This is a genomic window from Mesorhizobium sp. WSM4829, from assembly GCF_055811475.1.
Window position 1 is genome coordinate 1 of the sequence record NZ_JBVVQJ010000018.1, and the last position, 19,038, is coordinate 19,038.

The 19,038-nt window shown below is 63.7% G+C and carries 17 protein-coding genes, 1 other RNA gene and 1 pseudogene; 16 read left to right on the forward strand and 3 right to left on the reverse strand.

Annotated elements, in window-relative coordinates; translation table 11 throughout:
* On the reverse strand, positions 1 to 2,803 hold a 2,803-nt coding region (locus AC0L17_RS18140), incomplete at its 3' end, for a hydantoinase/oxoprolinase family protein (protein ID WP_473516841.1).
* Between the two features lie 200 nt (positions 2,804 to 3,003).
* On the opposite strand from AC0L17_RS18140, the gene AC0L17_RS18145 reads away from it, so the two are divergent.
* The 3 genes from AC0L17_RS18145 to AC0L17_RS18155 all read left to right on the forward strand — a co-directional run bounded on the left by AC0L17_RS18145 (position 3,004) and on the right by AC0L17_RS18155 (position 5,009).
* Positions 3,004 to 3,204, forward strand: a complete 201-nt coding sequence (locus tag AC0L17_RS18145) for a hypothetical protein (RefSeq protein WP_023798723.1) — start codon at positions 3,004 to 3,006, stop codon at positions 3,202 to 3,204.
* Between the two features lie 327 nt (positions 3,205 to 3,531).
* A complete protein-coding gene (locus AC0L17_RS18150; RefSeq protein ID WP_023798724.1) occupies positions 3,532 to 4,251 on the forward strand; it encodes a J domain-containing protein in 720 nt (239 codons plus the stop codon).
* Positions 4,248 to 5,009: an N-acetylmuramoyl-L-alanine amidase gene (locus AC0L17_RS18155; RefSeq protein WP_473516842.1), complete on the forward strand. Its 762-nt coding sequence runs from the start codon at positions 4,248 to 4,250 to the stop codon at positions 5,007 to 5,009. The genes AC0L17_RS18150 and AC0L17_RS18155 overlap by 4 nt, the downstream gene beginning before the upstream one ends.
* A gap of 164 nt (positions 5,010 to 5,173) precedes the next feature.
* Here the strand turns inward: AC0L17_RS18155 and AC0L17_RS18160 are convergent, their stop codons facing one another.
* Positions 5,174 to 5,530: a hypothetical protein gene (locus AC0L17_RS18160; protein ID WP_473516843.1), complete on the reverse strand. Its 357-nt coding sequence runs from the start codon at positions 5,528 to 5,530 to the stop codon at positions 5,174 to 5,176.
* Between the two features lie 7 nt (positions 5,531 to 5,537).
* Here AC0L17_RS18160 and AC0L17_RS18165 point away from each other — a divergent pair, with 7 nt between their 5' ends.
* The 4 genes from AC0L17_RS18165 (at position 5,538) to AC0L17_RS18180 (ending at position 7,256) form a co-directional block, all read left to right on the forward strand.
* Positions 5,538 to 6,020 carry a lytic transglycosylase domain-containing protein gene (locus AC0L17_RS18165; RefSeq protein WP_329609676.1) on the forward strand — a complete coding sequence of 161 codons (483 nt, stop codon included), beginning with the start codon at positions 5,538 to 5,540 and terminating at the stop codon, positions 6,018 to 6,020.
* 78 nt (positions 6,021 to 6,098) lie between these two features.
* Positions 6,099 to 6,496: RNase P RNA component class A (gene rnpB, locus AC0L17_RS18170), an RNA gene on the forward strand.
* 185 nt (positions 6,497 to 6,681) lie between these two features.
* Entirely contained in the window at positions 6,682 to 6,966 is a 285-nt protein-coding gene (locus AC0L17_RS18175; protein WP_027153799.1) for a type II toxin-antitoxin system ParD family antitoxin, read from the forward strand.
* Entirely contained in the window at positions 6,963 to 7,256 is a 294-nt protein-coding gene (locus tag AC0L17_RS18180; protein ID WP_027153798.1) for a type II toxin-antitoxin system RelE/ParE family toxin, read from the forward strand. Before AC0L17_RS18175 ends, AC0L17_RS18180 begins: the two co-directional genes overlap by 4 nt.
* A gap of 9 nt (positions 7,257 to 7,265) precedes the next feature.
* Here AC0L17_RS18180 and AC0L17_RS18185 read toward each other — a convergent pair.
* Positions 7,266 to 8,392: pseudogene (locus AC0L17_RS18185) on the reverse strand (cystathionine gamma-lyase).
* A gap of 426 nt (positions 8,393 to 8,818) precedes the next feature.
* Here AC0L17_RS18185 and mraZ point away from each other — a divergent pair.
* From mraZ to ftsW, 9 genes are read left to right on the forward strand one after another with little or no spacing between them, the layout of a single operon-like run.
* Entirely contained in the window at positions 8,819 to 9,277 is a 459-nt protein-coding gene (gene mraZ / locus AC0L17_RS18190; protein WP_023798730.1) for a division/cell wall cluster transcriptional repressor MraZ, read from the forward strand.
* Complete coding sequence (gene rsmH, locus AC0L17_RS18195; protein ID WP_473516844.1) at positions 9,274 to 10,305, forward strand: 16S rRNA (cytosine(1402)-N(4))-methyltransferase RsmH; 1,032 nt, start codon at positions 9,274 to 9,276, stop codon at positions 10,303 to 10,305. Before mraZ ends, rsmH begins: the two co-directional genes overlap by 4 nt.
* A gap of 4 nt (positions 10,306 to 10,309) precedes the next feature.
* Entirely contained in the window at positions 10,310 to 10,702 is a 393-nt protein-coding gene (ftsL, locus tag AC0L17_RS18200) for a cell division protein FtsL (protein ID WP_023798732.1), read from the forward strand.
* Positions 10,699 to 12,426 carry a peptidoglycan D,D-transpeptidase FtsI family protein gene (locus AC0L17_RS18205; RefSeq protein ID WP_473516845.1) on the forward strand — a complete coding sequence of 576 codons (1,728 nt, stop codon included), beginning with the start codon at positions 10,699 to 10,701 and terminating at the stop codon, positions 12,424 to 12,426. The genes ftsL and AC0L17_RS18205 overlap by 4 nt, the downstream gene beginning before the upstream one ends.
* Positions 12,427 to 12,480: 54 nt before the next feature.
* Complete coding sequence (locus AC0L17_RS18210; protein ID WP_473516846.1) at positions 12,481 to 13,938, forward strand: UDP-N-acetylmuramoyl-L-alanyl-D-glutamate--2,6-diaminopimelate ligase; 1,458 nt, start codon at positions 12,481 to 12,483, stop codon at positions 13,936 to 13,938.
* Entirely contained in the window at positions 13,935 to 15,368 is a 1,434-nt protein-coding gene (locus AC0L17_RS18215) for a UDP-N-acetylmuramoylalanyl-D-glutamyl-2,6-diaminopimelate--D-alanyl-D-alanine ligase (RefSeq protein ID WP_473516847.1), read from the forward strand. The genes AC0L17_RS18210 and AC0L17_RS18215 overlap by 4 nt, the downstream gene beginning before the upstream one ends.
* A 24-nt stretch (positions 15,369 to 15,392) precedes the next feature.
* A complete protein-coding gene (gene mraY, locus AC0L17_RS18220) occupies positions 15,393 to 16,475 on the forward strand; it encodes a phospho-N-acetylmuramoyl-pentapeptide-transferase (protein ID WP_023798736.1) in 1,083 nt (360 codons plus the stop codon).
* Positions 16,476 to 16,483: 8 nt separating this feature from the next.
* Entirely contained in the window at positions 16,484 to 17,887 is a 1,404-nt protein-coding gene (gene murD / locus AC0L17_RS18225; protein ID WP_473516848.1) for a UDP-N-acetylmuramoyl-L-alanine--D-glutamate ligase, read from the forward strand.
* A complete protein-coding gene (gene ftsW, locus AC0L17_RS18230) occupies positions 17,887 to 19,038 on the forward strand; it encodes a putative lipid II flippase FtsW (RefSeq protein ID WP_091594150.1) in 1,152 nt (383 codons plus the stop codon). Before murD ends, ftsW begins: the two co-directional genes overlap by 1 nt.

The window sequence follows — 19,038 nt, forward strand, 5'->3', positions numbered from 1 at the left end:
GGGGGGGGGGGGGTGTGTTTTGGGTGGTGGGGGGGGGGTGTGGGTTTTTTCTTCGCTCCCCCCCCCCGGGGGGGGGGGGGGGGCGGCGGGCGGGGGGGGGGGGGGGGGCCGCTGCGGCAGTGCTCGACGTTCTTGTGGTGCCGTCTGAGGCGACCCCACCCGGCGGCTTCGCCGCCACCCTCCCCTCGAGGGGGAGGGAAAAGACCGGCGTCACCACCGTAATGTCAGGCAGATGTGTGCCGCCATTATAAGGCGCATTCAGTGCGAAGACGTCGCCGGGGTGGATGTCGCCGGAGTTCAGCCGGATGATGGTTTCCACCGAACGGTCCATGGAGCCGAGATGCACCGGCATGTGCGGCGCATTGGCGACCAGCGCGCCATTGCGGTCGAAGACGGCACAGGAGAAATCCAGCCGTTCCTTGATGTTGACCGAATAGGCGGTGTTTTGCAGCGTCACGCCCATCTGTTCGGCGATCGACATGAACAGGTTGTTGAACACCTCCAGCATGACCGGATCGGCCTCGGTGCCGAGTGCCGCCAGCCGGCGCTTTTTCTCGATGCGACGCAGGAGCACGTGGTTCCTGGCGGTGATTTCGGCCTGCCAGCCCGGCTCGACGACGATGGTCTGGTTCGGTTCGATGACCAGGGCCGGGCCGCCTAGCTTGTGCCCCGGTTTAAGCGCCTCGCGGCGGAAAATGCCGGCGTCTTGCCAGGTGCTGTCGATGAAGATTTGCCGATTTTCCGAAGGGCTTGCGGCGATGTCCTCAAGGATTGAATCACTTTCCTCGCGGCCGGCGGCGCCGCTGTCGATACCTTCGACGCCGACCGATTCCACGATCATCGGCTTGTCGTCATAGACGAAGCCGAACTGCGCCTTGTGGGCGGCTTCGAAATCCGCCTTGGCCCGTGCGATCGAACCGTGCCCGAAATTCACCGGCAGCGCGGTGTCGGTGCCGTCGTAGCGGATCTGCAGCACCGGTTTCGAGGCGACGGCGTCCTCGGCAATGCCTTGCGCGGCAAGTTCGTCGATGACGGCTTTGCGCAGCGTCGCGATGAGCTCGTCGATTGCCGGCCTGGACACTTCCGCCAGCGGTTTCAGCAGCGCCTGCTGGCGCGACGAAAAAATCGAGGACAATCCAATGCCATAGGCCGACAGCAGGCCGGAGAAGGGATGGATCAGCACCGCCTCCATGCCGAGTGCGTCGGCAACGAGGCAGGCGTGCTGGCCGCCGGCGCCGCCAAAACAGTTCAGGAGATACTCGGTGACGTCGTAGCCGCGCTGCACGGAAATCTTCTTGATGGCGTTGGCCATGTTTTCGACGGCGATGGTGACGAACCCTTCGGCGACCGCCTCCGGCGCGCGGCCGTCGCCGATTTCGGCGGCGAGTGCGGCGAATTTCTCGCGCACGGTTTGCACGTCGAGCGGCTCGTCCTGGCCGGGTCCAAAAATGGCCGGGAAGAAGTCGGGCTGCAGCTTGCCCAGCATGACATTGGCGTCGGTGACGGCCAGCGGGCCGCCGCGTCGGTAGGCGGCCGGGCCGGGATTGGCGCCGGCCGATTCCGGCCCGGCGCGAAAACGGCCGGCCTCGTAGTGCAGGATGGAGCCGCCGCCGGCGGCGACGGTGTGAATGCGCATCATCGGCGCGCGGATGCGCACGCCGGCAACCTCGGTGTCGAAGGCGCGCTCATAGTCGCCGTCATAATGGGCGACGTCGGTTGAGGTGCCGCCCATGTCGAAGCCGATGACCTTGTCGAAACCGGCGAGCTTTGCTGTCTCGACCATGCCGACGACGCCGCCGGCCGGACCGGACAGCAATGCGTCCTTGCCCTGGAACATATCGGCGGCGGTAAGGCCGCCGGACGACATCATGAACATCAGGCGGGGAGATTCCCTCCCCCTCGAGGGGAGGGTGGCGGCGAAGCCGCCGGGTGGGGTCGGCTCGACTGGATTCGACGCTCTGGCGGTGCCTTCTGAGATGACACTCTCTGGCTGCTGCGCAGCCTGCCCTTCGCTATGGCTCCGGGCGTTCGTCGCTGAAAAAGCCAAATCGTTGGCTTTTTCTCGGCCTTTGGCCGACCGCTCCTCACCCCCCTCGAGGGGGGAGAGGACGCCCAGCTCTTCCGCCACCCCCTGCACATAGCGCGACAGAATCGGCGACAAATAGGCGTCGACCACGGTCGTGTCGCCGCGGCCGACCAGCTTGATGAGCGGCGAGACCTCATGACTGACCGAGACCTGCGAAAACCCCAGTTTCCTGCAGACTTTTGCAACCGCTATTTCGTGGTCGGGATATTTCCAGGCATGCATGAACACGATCGCCACCGCGTCGATGCCGTCGGCCCTGGCTTGTTCGATGGCCGGGCGCATGGCGGCGATGTCGAGCAGCCTTTCGACGCGGCCGTCGGCGCGCACGCGCTCATCGACCTCGATGACGCGCTCGTTGAGCTGTTCGGGAAGGATGATCTGCTTGGCGAAGATATCGAGCCGCGCCTGATAGGCGATCCTCAGCGCGTCGCGAAATCCCCTGGTGATGAGCAGCAGCACACGGTCGCCCTTGCGCTCCAGAAGCGCGTTGGTGGCAACGGTGGTGCCCATCTTGATGTCGCCGATCAGGCCGGATGGGATCGGCGCGCCGGATTTTAGCCCGAGCAGATCGCGAATGCCCTGGATGGCGGCGTCGGCATAGGCTTCGGGATTTTCGGATAGCAGCTTGCGCGGGTGCAGCCCGCCTTGCGGGTCCCGGCCGATGACATCGGTGAAGGTGCCGCCGCGGTCGATCCAGAAATCCCATTTGACGGTCACGGCAGCTCTCCCGGGCATTTTATTGATTCAAATATGCTAATTCGCCATGGTCTGGTGTTAATTCGCCATGGCTTCGCCGGCAACGCAAAAGCAGATGATGTTACATACGGAAATGCAACGTTATGAAACCCATGGGGCATTTGGTGCATTCTGTCCTCGATCGTCACCGGTAGCGGGGGCGTGATCAGAGGAGAGATGTCATGAAGAAACTCATTCTTGCGTCGGTTTCGGCGCTTGCCCTGCTTGGCGTTGCTGCTTGCAGCGACAGCGGCACGGGCGGGGACGCCACCACCACGCAGAGCACCAATCCGCCGGCGAACGAACAGCCGATGCAGCCGGCTCCCGACGCGACCAAGCCGGCCGAGCCGGCTCCGGCACAGCCATCTGCGCCGGCGCAGTAATTCTTATGTGATGAACAGAAGGCCGGCATCCTGTCGGCCTTCTGACTTGAGGACAGTCTTCTTGCGGCCGCCGCCGCAAGCTCGGTTTCGCCTGTCACTTTTTGGCCCAGCAGAAGGGGCCGAAATGGCGAGGTGACGAAGGCTTGCAGTTTCGCGCGCCATGGCCGTTGCTGCCTGCCAATTTCCATGATCGACGGTTGTGCCAGCTGCTCAGGGAGGCCGCCTGCTCAGGAGGGCGCGAAATCGGCTGGGCCGGCCCTGCGGCATTGTCTTCCGCTTATAGCTGTGGGCTTGATAGCGGCGGCCAGTTAGCCCTAATAGGTGCCCATGTCGATTTGGGATCGCCTCGGCGACTTCATCACCCGCGTTTCGTCCTCAACCTCGTCCGGCGTCGCCGACGTGGTCGAGGCTGTGCGCACGGTTTTCTCCGGCGACCCCGACCTGCGCCGGCGCGTCGCTTTCTCGGTGGCGATGATCGCGCTGTCGGCCAAGATGGCCAAGGCCGACGGCATCGTCACCCAGGACGAGGTGCGCGCCTTCCAGCAGATATTCGAAGTGCCGAAGGAGCAGACGCGCAATGTGGCGCGGCTCTACGATCTGGCCAAGCGCGACATCGCCGGCTTCGAGACCTATGCCGCGCGCATGGCGCAGCTTTGCGGCTCCGGCCATTCGAACTGCGCGATGCTGGAGGACATTCTCGACGGGCTGTTCCATATCGCCAAGGCCGACGGGCTGGTCCACGAGCGCGAAGGTCAGTTCCTGCATCGCATCGCCGAGATCTTCCGGATCGAGGAGGCGCATTACCAGAGCATTCTGGCCCGGCACGTCGATCTGGGTGCGGCCGATCCCTATGTCGTGCTCGGCATCGAGCGGGGAAAAACCTTCGAGGAGGTCAGGAAGCGTTACCGCAAGCTGGTTTCGGACAACCATCCCGACCGGCTGATCGCACGCGGCCTGCCGCAGGAATTCATCAAGATCGCAACCAGCAGGATAGCGGCGATCAACGCGGCCTATGAGATGATCGAACGGGGCCTGCGGCACGCATGAGCGGCTTCCTGCCCGACGAGCCGAGCGCCGAGGTCAGGGTATCGCCGAATTTCGGTCCACGACGCGAGACGGTCGACATGATCGTGCTGCACTACACCGGCATGGAGACCGGCGCCGGCGCCGAAGCATGGCTGTGCGATCCCGCCAGCGAGGTTTCGTCGCACTACCTCGTCCATGAGGACGGCCGCATCGTCCAGATGGTCAGGGAAAGCGACCGTGCCTGGCATGCCGGCAAGAGTTCCTGGTTCGGACGTAGCGACATCAACTCCTGTTCGGTCGGCATCGAGATCGTCAATCCGGGACATTCGCTGGGCTACCGGAATTTTCCGAAACGGCAGATCGAAGCCCTGATCGGCCTGTGCAAGGGGATTGTTCAGCGCCATTCCATCCCGGCTCAACGGGTGCTCGCCCATTCCGACGTTGCGCCGGGACGCAAGATCGACCCGGGCGAGAGATTCCCCTGGAAGGCCCTGTTCGAGGCCGGTGTCGGCCATCTTGTCGAAGCGGCACCCGTCAGGCGCGGCGCGGTGCTGAAGGCCGGCGACGCGTCTGCCGAGGTCGAGGCGTTGCAGTCGATGCTGGCGCTCTACGGTTATGGCGTGGAGATATCAGGCGCTTTCGATCGGCAAACCGAAATCGTGGTCGAGGCTTTCCAGAGGCATTTCCGGCAACGCAAAGTGGATAGCGTGGCCGACGGATCGACAATTCGCACGCTGGAACGGCTGCTTGGCTCGGTGAGGGCAGTTCCGTCCAAGTAGTCTTTTCCTGGCTGTAAGTTACAGCCTGTCATTTAAAGTGACTTGCCCCGCCTTTTTTGCCACCAATTCGACCGTCAAAGGCGATCCGTGCAAATCGTCGGACCTACAGCCTCCCAAATGTTCCGACGTTGATTGGCGTAGCTGCGTGAAGTTCTTCGCGCGGTTCAAACAGAACAGGATACCATGCAGAAATTGACCGTTTTAACGGCAGCTGTTGCTGCCGGCGTAATGACTTTTGCCATCGGTGCGGCCAATGGCGCGCCTTTGAGCCAGCGGGCCGACCAGGGTTTCATGACCGCGTCCGATAAGACTGCCACGCCGAAAGCCGGGCAAGATGCCGGAGAAAAAAGGACAGCCTCCGCAAAGGCGAAAAAAGTTGCTGCGGTGAAAGCGAAAAAGCCAGCATCCGCAAAGGCGGAAAAGGTCTCTGCAAAGAAGGCAGTCGTTGCAAAGAAGGCAGTTCTTGCAAAGAAGCCAGTCCTTGCAAAGAAGCCAGTCCTTGCAAAGAAGGCAGTCTCCAAGCGGCATGTGAAGCGCAACAGGACCCGCATCGACCAGGCGACGACGGCGTCGATCGGCCGGCAAAGCCGGGCGGCAGCGCCGAAGCCGGCGGCCGCTGGCGATAGCGGCCAGTATTCGACGATCATCGAGCGTCATGCGGCCAGCAATGGTGTGCCGGTCTCGCTCGCCAAGGCCGTCATCATGATCGAGAGCAGGTTTCAGCCGAACCAGGTCGGCCGCGCCGGTGAGATCGGCCTGATGCAGATCAAGCCGTCGACGGCGCGGATGATGGGTTACAGCGGCTCGATCAAGGGTCTCCACGATCCCGAGACCAACATCAAATACGGCATGAAATACCTCGCCATGGCGCGCAACCTCGGCGACGGCACGACCTGCGGCACGATCCTGAAGTACAATGCCGGCCATGGCGCCAAGCGGATGAACCCGATTTCCGCGGCCTATTGCGGCAAGGTCAAAGTGCAGCTGGCCGCGCTTGGAGCGCCGGCGTAATAGACGTAATAGATCGTAATAGACTGGGACCTGCTTTTTTGTTTGCGTTTTCGAATGTGAATCCCTTTATACGCCTTGCCAGCTGGCCGGGCGGCCGCACCCGCGAAGCCGAAAGGCTGCGGGTGAGGAAAGTCCGGGCTCCATGGAGACACGGTGCCGGTTAATGGCCGGCGGGGGCGACCCTAGGGAAAGTGCCACAGAAAGCAAACCGCCACGATCCGTCGTGGTAAGGGTGAAAGGGTGGGGTAAGAGCCCACCGCGCGACTGGCAACAGGAGCGGCACGGTAAACCCCACCGGGAGCAAGACCGAATAGGGGCGGTGCGAGGGGAAACCCTCGAGGGCTGTTTCCGGCTCACCGCCCGGGTAGGTTGCGTGAGGCGCATGGCAACATGCGCCCAAGATGAATGGCCGCCACGTTCTCGCGCCGCAAGGGGCGAGGGCCATACAGAACCCGGCTTACAGGCCAGCTGGCAATTTTCGTCCAGATTTTTACAAGGAAATTCCCTGATATCAGCAGGTTGCGTCTTCGGGCGTGCTTGCTGGTTCAGGCGCTTGATTGACTGAATCAGCTTTCACTGGCTGTGCGTAAAGCATGCGTTTCTTGAAACTGGTACGATTAAATCGTACCTTCCTAGGTGCGGGTGATATCAGGAGCGCACCATGGGTCAGGTCGACAAACGCAGCATCACGCTTTCGCCGGAATTGGCGGCGGCGGTCGACGATGTGGTCGCCGCCGGCGAATATGCTTCGGCGAGCGAGGTGATCCGCGACGCACTCAGGCAATGGAAGGACCGCCGTGACTTGCACGGCTACACGGTCGAGGAGTTGCGCAAGCTGGTGCAGGAGGGGATCGACAGCGGACCGGCGCTGGACGGCCCGCCAATCATGGAACGACTGCGCGCCAAATATCTGAAAATGGCTGAGGCCAAAGGCCTTGAGGAGTGAAATACCGCCTGCTTCCCCAAGCAGTAATCGACCTCGAACGTATCGGCGACTACATTGCCGAACACAACCCTGATGCGGCGATCCGCCTCGTGAATATCCTGGAGAGGCGCTGGGATTTGCTGACCCTGCATCCTTTCTCCGGCGCACCGCGCGAAGACATTGCGCCCGGCATCCGCCATCTGGTCGTCGGCGAATACCTCACACTGTACCGTGTCGGCGAGGATGCAGTCGAGATCCTGCGTGTGCTGCATGGCCGGCGCAATATCGAAGCCGACGATCTCGCTTCGTGATCGGTTCGCTCAACCGTCGACGCTGTCTAGCCCCCGGGCCAGCGACGCATCGATCGCCTGCCAAAGCGCTTCCACCGGCTCGCAGCCGACCGACAGGCGAACAAAGCCGGGCGGCACCGCATCACCCCAACGGGCGCGCCGCTCGGCCGAAGAGTGGACGCCGCCGAAGGAGGTCGCCGGCTGGATCAGCGCGCAGGCGCCGATGAACGCTTCGGCCCTGGCTTCACTCCCCAGGTCGAGGCCGACAAGGAAGCCGAAACGTTGCATCTGGGTGGTCGCCAGATTGTGCGAAGGGTCATCCTCCAGTCCAGGAAAGCGGACGGATTCACGGCCCGATGATTTGTCAGGCGTCGGGCGATCAGCTCGGCCGATTTGCACATGCGCTCGAAGCGGACTTCCAGCGTCTCGAGGCCTCGATGGACCAGCCAGGCTTCGAATGGTCCGGGGATCGAGCCCGACAGTTTGCGCCACTCGCGGATGGCGGAGATGATGCCGGCGTCACGGCTGGCGACATGGCCGAACAGCGCGTCGGAATGGCCATTGGGCGCCTTGGTGTCAGCGGCAACGACGATATCGGCGCCGAGGTCGAGCGGGCGCTGACCGTAAGGCGTCATCGTGGTGTTGTCGGCGACGACCAGCGCGCCGGCCTCGTGCGCAAGGCGCGCCACGCCGGCCAGGTCGCAAATGTCCAGCCCAGGATTGGATGGGGTCTCGACGAACACCAGCCGGTAGCCGGAAAAACCGCCATCCACAAAGGACTTGGTCGGTCGTGTGTCGAACGGGAGGTCGAAAGGTTTGAGGAAGCGCTCGGCAAGCAGGCGCGGCGTGTAGTAACCATCGGACGGCAACAGGATGCGATCGCCCGCCTTGAGCAGCGCGAAGAAGACCGCAGCGATCGCAGCCATGCCCGACGGGAACGCTACGGACGGCGCGTCCTCGAGGTGGCCGAGCATGTCTTCCACCGCTTCCCACGTCGGATTGTCGTAGCGCCCGTACTGGCTGACGCCGGCCGGATTGCCGGGCAGATGGAAAGTGGTCGTCATTGTCAGCGGCAGCGAGACCGGATCGCCCTTGGCGAGCTTGACGCCACGCAAATGGGCGAGGGTGGCGGCGCGCGACTTGGCTGTTTCGGACATGTATTTTCAACCTTCTGACCGAGAAAAGAACCTGTTTCTGACCGAGAAAAGACAGGCCAACGCTATGCGTGGTGGCGCTCCGCGGCAAGTCGCCTCCGGTTAGGCCAATCGGCTCTAAACGGTTCGTTAGGCTTAATGGAGCATAAACACGGGAGTGCCGTCAAAGCTGCCCTCATCGGTTGTGGCGCGCGTTTTGTGAAGCCTGTTCCCGTTGACGCCCATAGTGCCCCATGATATCCCATTCAGATATTCAAGCCTTCGTTCCGCGTCAGGGTGAAGCGTACGCCAATCGGGCAGCCGCGGCGGCTGCGCGTTCGCCTGTTTTTGCCATCTGGAACGAAGTGAGTTTTGGGCAGGGACCGCGCTGCGGCGGCGCGGGCGGGAAGATGCAGAGGGGTGCGGCGGCGCAAGCGGCCGTAACGCGTAATGGACCGGTTTCTGTCAAGCGCGGTGAACAGGATCGATGCGAAGGGGCGGGTGTCCGTTCCAGCGCATTTCCGTGCGGTTGTGCAGAAGCGCGGTTATTCGGAACTCTATGCGCTGCGCTGCCTGGACCGTCCGGCGATGGATGTCGGCGGGCTCGACCTGCTCGACCGCTACGAGCAGCGCATCGCGCAGGAAGACCCCTTCCTGCAGACCTCGGACGACATGTCGTTCTTCTGCCATGGCGATGGAACCTTTCTCAAGCTCGATCAGGACGGCCGCATCTCGATGACCGATTTCATCCGCGAGCATACCGGCATTTCCGCGGAAGTGGCTTTTGTCGGCCGCGGCAATTTCTTTCAGATCTGGGAACCTGGACGGCTCACCGCCTATGGGGCGGAAGCACGCGCCCGGCTTTTGCAGCTTCGGCAGGGGACGAAGCCTGGGGAGCGGCCGGAATGATGGCGGGCTACGGCGATGACCCTCACGCCGTTGGCGGACCAGCCCGTCACATTCCGGTCCTCCTTGCCGAAGTGCTGGAGGCGCTTTCGCCCAAGACGGGCGAGGTGGTCGTCGACGGCACATTCGGCGCCGGCGGCTACTCCAAAGCCATTCTGGCGAGCGGCGCCTCGGTTGTCGCGATCGACCGCGATCCGGATGCGATTGCTGCCGGTCGTGTTCTCGAGCAACAATCGGGCGGCAGGCTCCGGCTTGTCCAGGCGCCGTTCTCGACATTGGACGAGCATGTCGAAAGCGCTGACGGCGTCGTGCTCGACATCGGCATCTCCTCCATGCAGATCGATCAGGCGGAGCGCGGTTTTTCGTTCCGTGCCGACGGACCGCTCGATATGCGCATGGCGCAGGCTGGCCTCAGCGCCGCCGATGTCGTCAACTCTTTCAAGGTGGGCGATCTTGCCCGCATCTTCGGGTTTCTTGGCGAAGAGCGCCATGCCGGCCGCATCGCCCGCATGATTGAAAGCCGTCGCGAAAAACATCCGTTCGAGCGCACGCTCGACCTTGCAGACGCCATTGAGACGCATATCGGCCGCGCGCCGAAGGACAAGATCCATCCAGCGACCCGCGTCTTCCAGGCGCTGCGCATTTTCGTCAATGACGAACTCGGCGAACTGGCCAAAGCGCTGTTTGCGGCTGAACGCGTGCTGAAACCGGGCGGACGGCTGGCCGTGGTGACGTTCCATTCCCTGGAAGACCGCATCGTCAAGCGCTTCATCGCCGATCGCGCCGATGCGGCGACCGGATCGCGGCACCTGCCCGAGGCGCAGGCGCGCAGCGCCACCTTCAACAAGGTGGGCAGCGGCGTGACGCCCGGTGAGGCCGAGATATCGGCCAATCCGCGGGCGCGCTCGGCAAGGCTGCGCGCGGCGATCCGCACCGACGCGCCGGCGCGCGCCGGCGATTTTTCGATTTTCGGGCTTCCAAAACTTCCTGATCCAAAACTTCCCGGTGCCGAGCGGCCGAGAGAGAGGTGAGCACGTGTTTCGTACCAGCGACATAGTCCTTATCGCCGTCATGGTTTCGGCCGCGGCCTTGACCTTCAAGACCAAGCGCGAGGCCGAGGAACAATTGGCGGCGGTGCACAAGATCCAGGCGCAGATCCGCTACGAGGAGGATACGATCGATCTCCTCAAGGCGGACTGGAGCCTGCTTACCCAACCGTCGCGCCTGCAAAAGCTGGCCGAGACCTATAAATCGCAACTCGAGCTCGAGCCGGTCAGCGCCCGCCAGATCATCGGGCTGGACGATCTTCCGGCAAAACCCCTCACCATCGAGGACCTTTCGTCCGAGCGGCTGGGCGGCATGGCCGACAGTTCCAGCAAGGAACCGATGGGCAACGACCCCGTGGTCACCGGAGGCATCGTCCAATGATCGCCAGACTTCCAGTGATCACCAGTCTGCTGACGCGCCGCGCCAAGTCCGGCGACGACGGATCGATTGTGGTCGAAGGCGCCCGCAAGGCGACCGGCGGCAAGGGCAGGACCCGCGTCGTGATGACGATGGCGGTGTTTTTGGGCATCTATCTGACCATCACCGGGCGGCTGGTCTATCTCGGTTTCCAGAACCCCGACCTGTCCGGCGGTCCGCAGAGCCGGGTGACGGCGTCGCGGCCCGACATCGTCGACCGCAACGGCGAAGTTCTGGCGACCGACATCAAGACGGCGTCGCTGTTTGCCGAACCGCGCCGCATTGTCGACGCCGACGAGGCGATCGAAAAACTGGCGACGGTGCTTCCCGAAATCGACTACGAGCAGACCTATCACAAGCTGAAGAGCGGCGCCGGCTTCGTCTGGCTGCAGCGGCAACTGACGCCCAAGCAACAATCGGAGATTCTGCAGCTCGGCATTCCCGGCATCGGCTTCCGCACTGAAAAGCGCCGCTTCTACCCGGCCGGCGAAACCTCGTCCTACATTGTCGGCCTCACCAACATCGACAACCAGGGCATCTCCGGCATGGAGAAATACATCGACGAACAGGGGCTGAGCGATCTTCAGGCGTCCGGTCTGGCGGTGGCCAAGGATCTGAAGCCGGTGCAGCTCTCGATCGACCTGCGCGTCCAGCATATCGTGCGTGACGAGGTCGCCAGCGGCATGGAAAAATACCGCGCAATCGCGGCGGGCGCCGTCGTTCTCAACGTCAAGACCGGCGAAGTGGTCGCGATGGCCTCGGTTCCGGATTTCGATCCGAACAACCCCTATAATGCGCACGACAAGGACCGCTTGAACCGCATGTCGGCCGGGCTCTACGAGATGGGCTCGACCTTGAAGAGCTTTACCACCGCCATGGCGCTCGATTCCGGCAAAGTGACGCTGGAAAGTCGTTTCGACGCTACGCGCCCGATCAGGATCGGCCGCCAGACCATCCATGATTTTCATGGCAAGTCCCGCGTGCTGTCGGTGCCCGAAGTGTTCATCTATTCGTCCAACATCGGTTCGGCCAAGGAAGCCGAAGCGGTCGGCATCGAGGGGCACCGCGAATTCCTGCATCGCCTGGGCATCCTCGAGAGAATGCAGACGGAACTGCCTGAGGTCGCCCGCCCGACCGAGCCAAAGGTCTGGAAACAGGTCCATTCGATCACCATCGCCTTTGGTCACGGTGTGTCGACGACGCCGCTGCAGACGGCGGTCGGCTGTGCCGCGCTGATGAACGGCGGCTATCTGATCCAGCCGACATTCCTGAGACGGGCGCAGGAACAGGCGATGTCGGTGGCCAAGAAAGTCGTCAGCGACAAGACATCCGAGAACATGCGCTATCTCTATGCACTCAATGCCGAGAAAGGCTCAGGCAGGAACGCCAGGGTTCCAGGTTATCGCGTCGGCGGCAAGACGGGAACGGCCGAGAAGGTTGTCAACGGCCGCTACTCAAAGGACAAGAACTTCAACGCCTTCGTCGCGGCGTTCCCGATGGACGATCCGCAATACATCGTGCTTACCATCGCCGACGAACCGAAGCCGGAAAAACCCGGCATGGGTGCGACGGCCGCCTCGAATGCTGGCGCCATGGCTGCAAACATTATCCGACGTTCGGCTTCCATGCTTGGCGTGAAGCCAGATTTCAGCCATGAAAATGGCGCAACGCTGGTTTCCTATCAGTGATTCTGAGGGCGCGCCGGCAACTGCGCGCTATTTTGTTGCTATGAACGGGGTTCGATGAAGCTGAAAGACCTAGCCGGTATCCTGCCTGTCGAGGGGACAGCGTCCTTCGATACGGAGGTTACCGGGATTTCTTCGGATTCCCGCCAGGTAGGACCGGGCGTGGTCTTCTTCGCGCTCGCTGGCACCAGGACCGATGGCGCGGCCTATGCCGCCGATGCCGCCAAGCGCGGCGCCGCAGCGATCGTGACCGGCAAGGGCAGCGGCGCCGTCACCGGACTGCCGGTGCCGGTTTTCGCTGTCGACGATCCGCGCCTGGCGCTGGCGCTGAGTGCGGCCCGCTACTTCGGCAGGCAGCCGCAAACCATGGTCGCGGTGACCGGCACCAGCGGCAAGACATCGGTTGCGGCTTTCACCAGGCAGATCTGGGAGCAGTCAGGCTTTGCCGCTGCTTCGATCGGCACGACCGGCGTGGTGGCGCCGGGCCGCAACGAGTACGGCTCGCTGACCACCCCCGACCCGGTCGACCTGCACAGGCTGCTGCGCGAACTGGCGGATGCCGGCGTCACCCACGCATCGATGGAGGCCTCCAGCCATGGTCTCGATCAGCGCCGGCTTGACGGCGTGAAACTCGCTGCCGGCGGGTTCACCAATCTCGGCCGCGATCATATGGACTATCATCCGACAGTCGAGGACTATCATCGCGCCAAGCTGCGCCTGTTCGACGCGCTGCTGCCGAAGGGCGCGCCGGCCGTCATCTTTGCCGACGATCCCTGGTCGGAGCCGACGATCCAGGCGGCAAGGGCCGCGGGACTGGATGTGCTGACGGTCGGCCGCCACGGCGAGTTCCTGACACTGAAGCGGGTCGAGCACGAGCGCCACCGCCAGCGTGCCGAGGTGGAAGTCGATGGCGTTCTCCACGAGATCGACCTGCCGCTGGCCGGCGATTTCCAGATCGCCAATGCCCTGGTTTCGGCGGGCCTCGCCATTTCTACTGGAACACCTGCCGCCAAAGCCCTGATGGCGTTGGAGAAATTGAAGGGCGCCCCGGGCCGGCTGGACCTTGTTGGCACCGCTGCCAACGGTGCGCCGGTCTATGTCGATTACGCGCACAAGCCGGACGCGCTGGAAAACGTGTTGGCTTCGGTGCGGCCGTTCACCACCGGCCGCGTCATCGTCGTGTTCGGCTGCGGCGGCGACCGCGACCGTGGCAAGCGTCCGATCATGGGCGAGATCGCCACGCGGCTCGCCGATGTCGTCATCGTCACCGACGACAATCCGCGCTCGGAAGTGCCCGAAACGATCCGTGCCGCGATTCTTGCCGCTGCACCCGGCGCCATCGAGATCGGTGACCGGCGCAAGGCGATCCACCAGGCAGTCGCCATGCTCCATGCCGGCGATACGCTGATCGTGGCCGGCAAGGGGCATGAGGAAGGCCAGACCGTCGGCGCCGAAACGCTGCATTTTTCCGACCATGAGGAAGTCCGCGCCGCGCTCCAGGAGCACGCCGCATGAGCTTCCTGTGGACCTCAGAGGATCTCGTCGCCGCCATGGGCGGACGACCGCTCGGTCCGATGCCGGAGGGTATCAGCGGCATCTCGATCGACAGCCGCAGCCTTGAGCCGGGCGATGCTTTCTTCGCGATCAAGGGCGAGGCGATGGACGGCCATGATTTCGCGACCGCCGCCATCAAGGCCGGCGCCGGCGTGCTGGTCGTCGCCGAGGGCAAGCTGCCGTCGCTCGGGCGGCTGACGGCGCCGATGATCGTCGTGCAGGACGTCTTGGCCGCGCTGGAAAAGCTGGGGCTGGCCGCGCGCGCGCGCTCGAATGCCAAGATCATCGCGGTGACCGGTTCGGCGGGCAAGACCACCACCAAGGAAGCGCTGCGCCATGTGCTGTCAGTAGTCGGCAAGGTGCACGCATCGGCGCAGTCTTTCAACAACCACTGGGGCGTGCCGCTGACGCTGGCGCGGATGCCTGTGGATTGCGACTATGCCGTGTTCGAGATCGGCATGAACCATCCCGACGAGGTCCGGCCACTGGCAAGGATGGTCCGGCCGCATGCCGCCATCGTCACGCTGATCGCCGCGGCACATCTCGGCTTCTTCCGCAATCTGGACGAGATCGCCAAGGCCAAGGCCGAGATTTTCGAAGGACTGGAACCGGACGGCGCCGTCCTTCTCAACCGCGACGACCCGCGCTGGAAGCTTCTGGACAAGATGGCGAGAGCCGCCGGCGTCGAGCACATCTACGGCTTTGGCGAGAATGCCCGTGCGACCTTCAAGCTGCTGACATGCGCGCTGCATGCCGATCATTCCGTCATCACTGCCAAGATCGGCGGTCAGGAGATCACCGCCAGGGTCGGCGCGCCGGGCCGACACATGGTGCAGAATGTGCTGGCCGTGCTCGGCGCCGCGCACCTGGTCGGCGCCGACATCGCCAGGGTGGCGCTGGCGCTGGCCGATCTTTCGGCCGAACGCGGACGCGGCAAGCGCCATGTGCTGCGCCACCCCAAAGGTCCGATCACGCTGATCGACGAGAGCTACAACGCCAATCCGGCGTCGATGAGCGCAGCGATGGCGCTGCTCAATGCGACGCCGGTGTCAGGCGAAGGCAGGCGCATCGCGGTGCTCGGCGACATGCTCGAGCTCGGCGATCATTCGGCGAAGCTGCACGCTGCCCTTGCCGATCTCATCATCGGCACCGAGACGCGCACGGTGTTTCTCGCCGGCCCGCAAATGCGGGCGCTGGCCGACATCCTGCCTGATGAGATCGAGACAGAATATCGCGCCGGCGCGGAGGATCTGAAACTGGTGCTTCTGTCGGCGCTGAAGCCGGGCGACGTGGTGATGATCAAATCGTCGAAAGGCATCGGGTTTTCCAAACTGGTCGACGCACTGCTCAGCAAATTTCCGGCGGCAGCCGCAACCGCTAAACAGACCTAGAGCCAGGTCCGGGGACCGAATCGCATGTTCACACTGCTCGTCGAATTCGCGGACAAGATCTCGGTCTTCAACGTCTTCCGCTACATAACCTTCCGCACCGGCGGCGCGCTAATCACCGCGGCGCTGATCGTCTTCATCTTCGGTCCGGCCATCATCAATTCGCTGAGGCTGCGGCAGGGCAAGGGCCAGCCTATCCGTGCCGACGGGCCGCAGACGCATTTCAAGAAAGCCGGCACGCCGACCATGGGCGGGCTGATGATCCTGTGCGGCATCATCGGCTCGTCGCTGCTGTGGGCGAACCTGTCCAGCATCTATGTCTGGGTGGTGCTGCTGGTGACCCTGGGTTTCGGCTCGATCGGCTTCTACGACGATTATCTCAAGGTGACGAAGCAATCGCATCTTGGCTTCTCCGGCAAGGCGCGGCTGGGGCTTGAATTCGTCATCGCCGGCATCGCCGCCTGGGTGATCATGCACAATGGCCAGGCGCCGTTCTCATCGTCGCTGACCTTCCCCTTCGCCAAGGAGTTCCTCATCAATCTCGGCTGGTTCTTCATCCCGTTCTCGTGCTTCGTCATCGTCGGCGCCGGCAACGCGGTGAACCTGACCGATGGCCTCGACGGCCTGGCGATCGTGCCGATCATGATCGCGGCGGCGTCCTTCGGCGTCATCGCCTACCTGTCCGGCAATGCGGTGTTCGCCGAGTATCTGCAGATCCATTTCGTGCCCGGCACCGGTGAACTGGCGGTGGTCCTCGGCGCAGTGATCGGCGCCGGCCTCGGCTTCCTGTGGTTCAACGCACCGCCGGCGGCGATCTTCATGGGCGATACCGGCTCGCTGGCGCTTGGCGGCCTGATCGGCACGGTTGCGGTTGCCACCAAGCACGAGATCGTGCTGGTCATCGTCGGCGGCCTGTTCGTCGTCGAGATCCTGTCGGTCATCATCCAGGTCGGCTACTTCAAAATGACCGGCAAGCGGGTGTTCCTGATGGCGCCGATCCACCATCATTTCGAAAAGCTCGGCTGGACCGAAAGCCAGGTGGTGATCCGCTTCTGGATCATCGCCGTCATCCTGGCGCTGGTCGGCCTGTCGACCCTCAAGCTGCGATAGGAGGCTGCTTGATCCCCGCCGCATCCTTCGCAGGCAAGCGCGTTTCACTCTTCGGGCTCGGCGGCTCGGGGATCGCCACTGCGCGCGCGTTGATCGAGGGCGGGGCGGAGGTGCTCGCCTGGGACGACAATCCCGGCAGTGTCGCCAATGCCGCGGCCGTCGGTATCGCGACCGGCGACCTGCGTGGCGCCGACTGGGCGAAGTTCTCGGCCTTCGTGCTTTCGCCCGGCGTGCCGCTGACGCATCCGAAGCCGCACTGGACAGTGGAACTGGCCCGCGCTTCAGGCGTCGAGATCATTGGCGACATCGAGCTGTTCTGCCGGCAGCGGACCTTGCTGGCGCCGGCTGCACCCTTCATCGCCATAACCGGCACCAACGGCAAATCGACGACCACGGCGCTGACGGCGCATATCCTGAAATCGGCCGGACGCGACACGCAGATGGGCGGCAATATCGGCCGCGCGGTGATGACGCTCGATCCACCGGAACCGGGGCGGCACTATGTCGTGGAATGCTCGTCCTACCAGATAGACCTGGCGCCCTCGATCAATCCGACCGCCGGCGTCCTGCTCAACCTGACGCCCGATCATCTCGACCGTCATGGCACGATGCAGCACTACGCCGCGATCAAGGAGCGGCTGGCGGCCGGCAGCGAAACGGCCATCGTCGGCGTCGACGATTCCTGGTGCGCCCAGCTCGCCGACCGGCTGGAGCGGGCAGGCCGGCACGTCATCCGCATTTCGAAGCGCCTGCCGCTGACCGACGGCTATTTCGCCGACGGCACCGATCTGATGGAGGCGGTGCACGGCCGTTACAGCCGGGTCGCCTTTCTCGAAGGCATCGGCTCGCTGCGCGGCCAGCACAATGCGCAGAATGCGCTGGCCGCTCTCGCCGCCTGCCTCAAGGTCGGGCTCGAGCTGGGCGAGATCCAGTCGGGGCTGGAGAGCTTTCCCGGGCTGGCGCACCGTATGGAGCAGGTCGGCCGCATGGGCCATGTGCTGTTCATCAACGATTCCAAGGCGACCAATGCCGATGCGGCAGCGCCCGCATTGTCCAGCTTTCCGCGCATCTACTGGATCGCCGGCGGGCTGCCGAAAGAGGGTGGCATCGAGCCGTTGCGCGGCCTCTTTCCGCGCATCGCCAAGGCCTATCTGATCGGCGAGGCCGCACCAGCCTTCTCGGCGACGCTCGGCGAGGCGGTGCCATACGAGATCTCCGGCACGCTGGCCGCAGCAGTCGAGCATGCGGCAAGCGACGCGGCCAGGGACGATGGCAACGGCGAGGTGGTGGTGCTGCTTTCGCCGGCCTGCGCCAGTTTCGACCAGTTCAAGAATTTCGAAGTGCGCGGCGAAGCCTTCAGGCAAGCTGCGAGCACTATCGATGGCGTGAAGCTCATCGGAGGGGCACGATAATGCAAAGCCGTCTCGACAAAAGCCCGGTTGCCACCTGGTGGTGGACGATCGATCGCTGGTTCCTGGCTGCGTTCCTGTCGCTGATGGGGCTCGGCATCGTGCTGTCCTTCGCGGCAAGCCCGGCGGTGGCCCAGCGCATCGGCCTGGACAGTTTCCACTTCGCCACGAGGCAGATCATCTTCACCATTCCCGCACTTGGCGTGATGCTGGCCGTCTCCTTCCTGGAATCGCGGCAGATCAGGCGCATGGCCCTGGCGATGCTGTGCATCACGCTGGTGCTGATGGTGGCGGTGCTCTACATCGGCGTCGAGGTGAAGGGCGCGCGTCGCTGGGTGTCGCTCGCCGGCGTGTCGCTGCAGCCGTCGGAATTCCTGAAGCCTGCCTTCGTCGTCATCTGCGCCTGGCTGTTTGCCGAACACAAGCGCCAGCCCGACATTCCAGGCAATCTGTTCGCCATGCTGCTGCTGGCCCTCGTCATCTCGCTGCTGGTGGCGCAGCCCGATTTCGGCCAGACCATGCTGGTGCTCGGCACCTGGGGGGTGATGTTCTTCATGGCCGGGCTGCCATGGCTGTGGATCATCGCGCTGGGCGCTGTCGGCGTCGGCGGCGTGTTTGCCGCCTACACCGTGTTCCCGCATGTCGCCGGCCGCATCGATCGCTTCATGACCGGCGAGGGCGACACGTTCCAGGTCGATATGGGCCGCGATGCGCTGATCAATGGCGGCTGGTTCGGCGTCGGGCCAGGCGAGGGCACCGTCAAGCGGGTGATACCCGACAGCCATGCCGATTTCGTCTACTCGGTGGCCGGCGAGGAGTTCGGACTGATCATGTGCTTCTTCATCATGACCATCTTCGCCTTCATCGTGCTGCGCGGCCTCGGCACCGCGCTCAAGGAGCAGGACGATTTCACACGCTATGCGGTCGGCGGCCTGGTCACGGTCTTCGGTCTGCAGTCGGTCATCAACATGGCCGTCAATCTGCAGCTGATGCCGGCCAAGGGCATGACCTTGCCGTTCATCTCCTATGGCGGCTCCTCGCAGATCGCCATCGCCATCTCGATGGGCATGGTGCTGGCGCTGACGCGCAAGCGGCCGGAAAAGCGCAAGCAATTGGGCTTCGCGCCGTCGCGGCGCGCCATGCCGGCGGAGTGA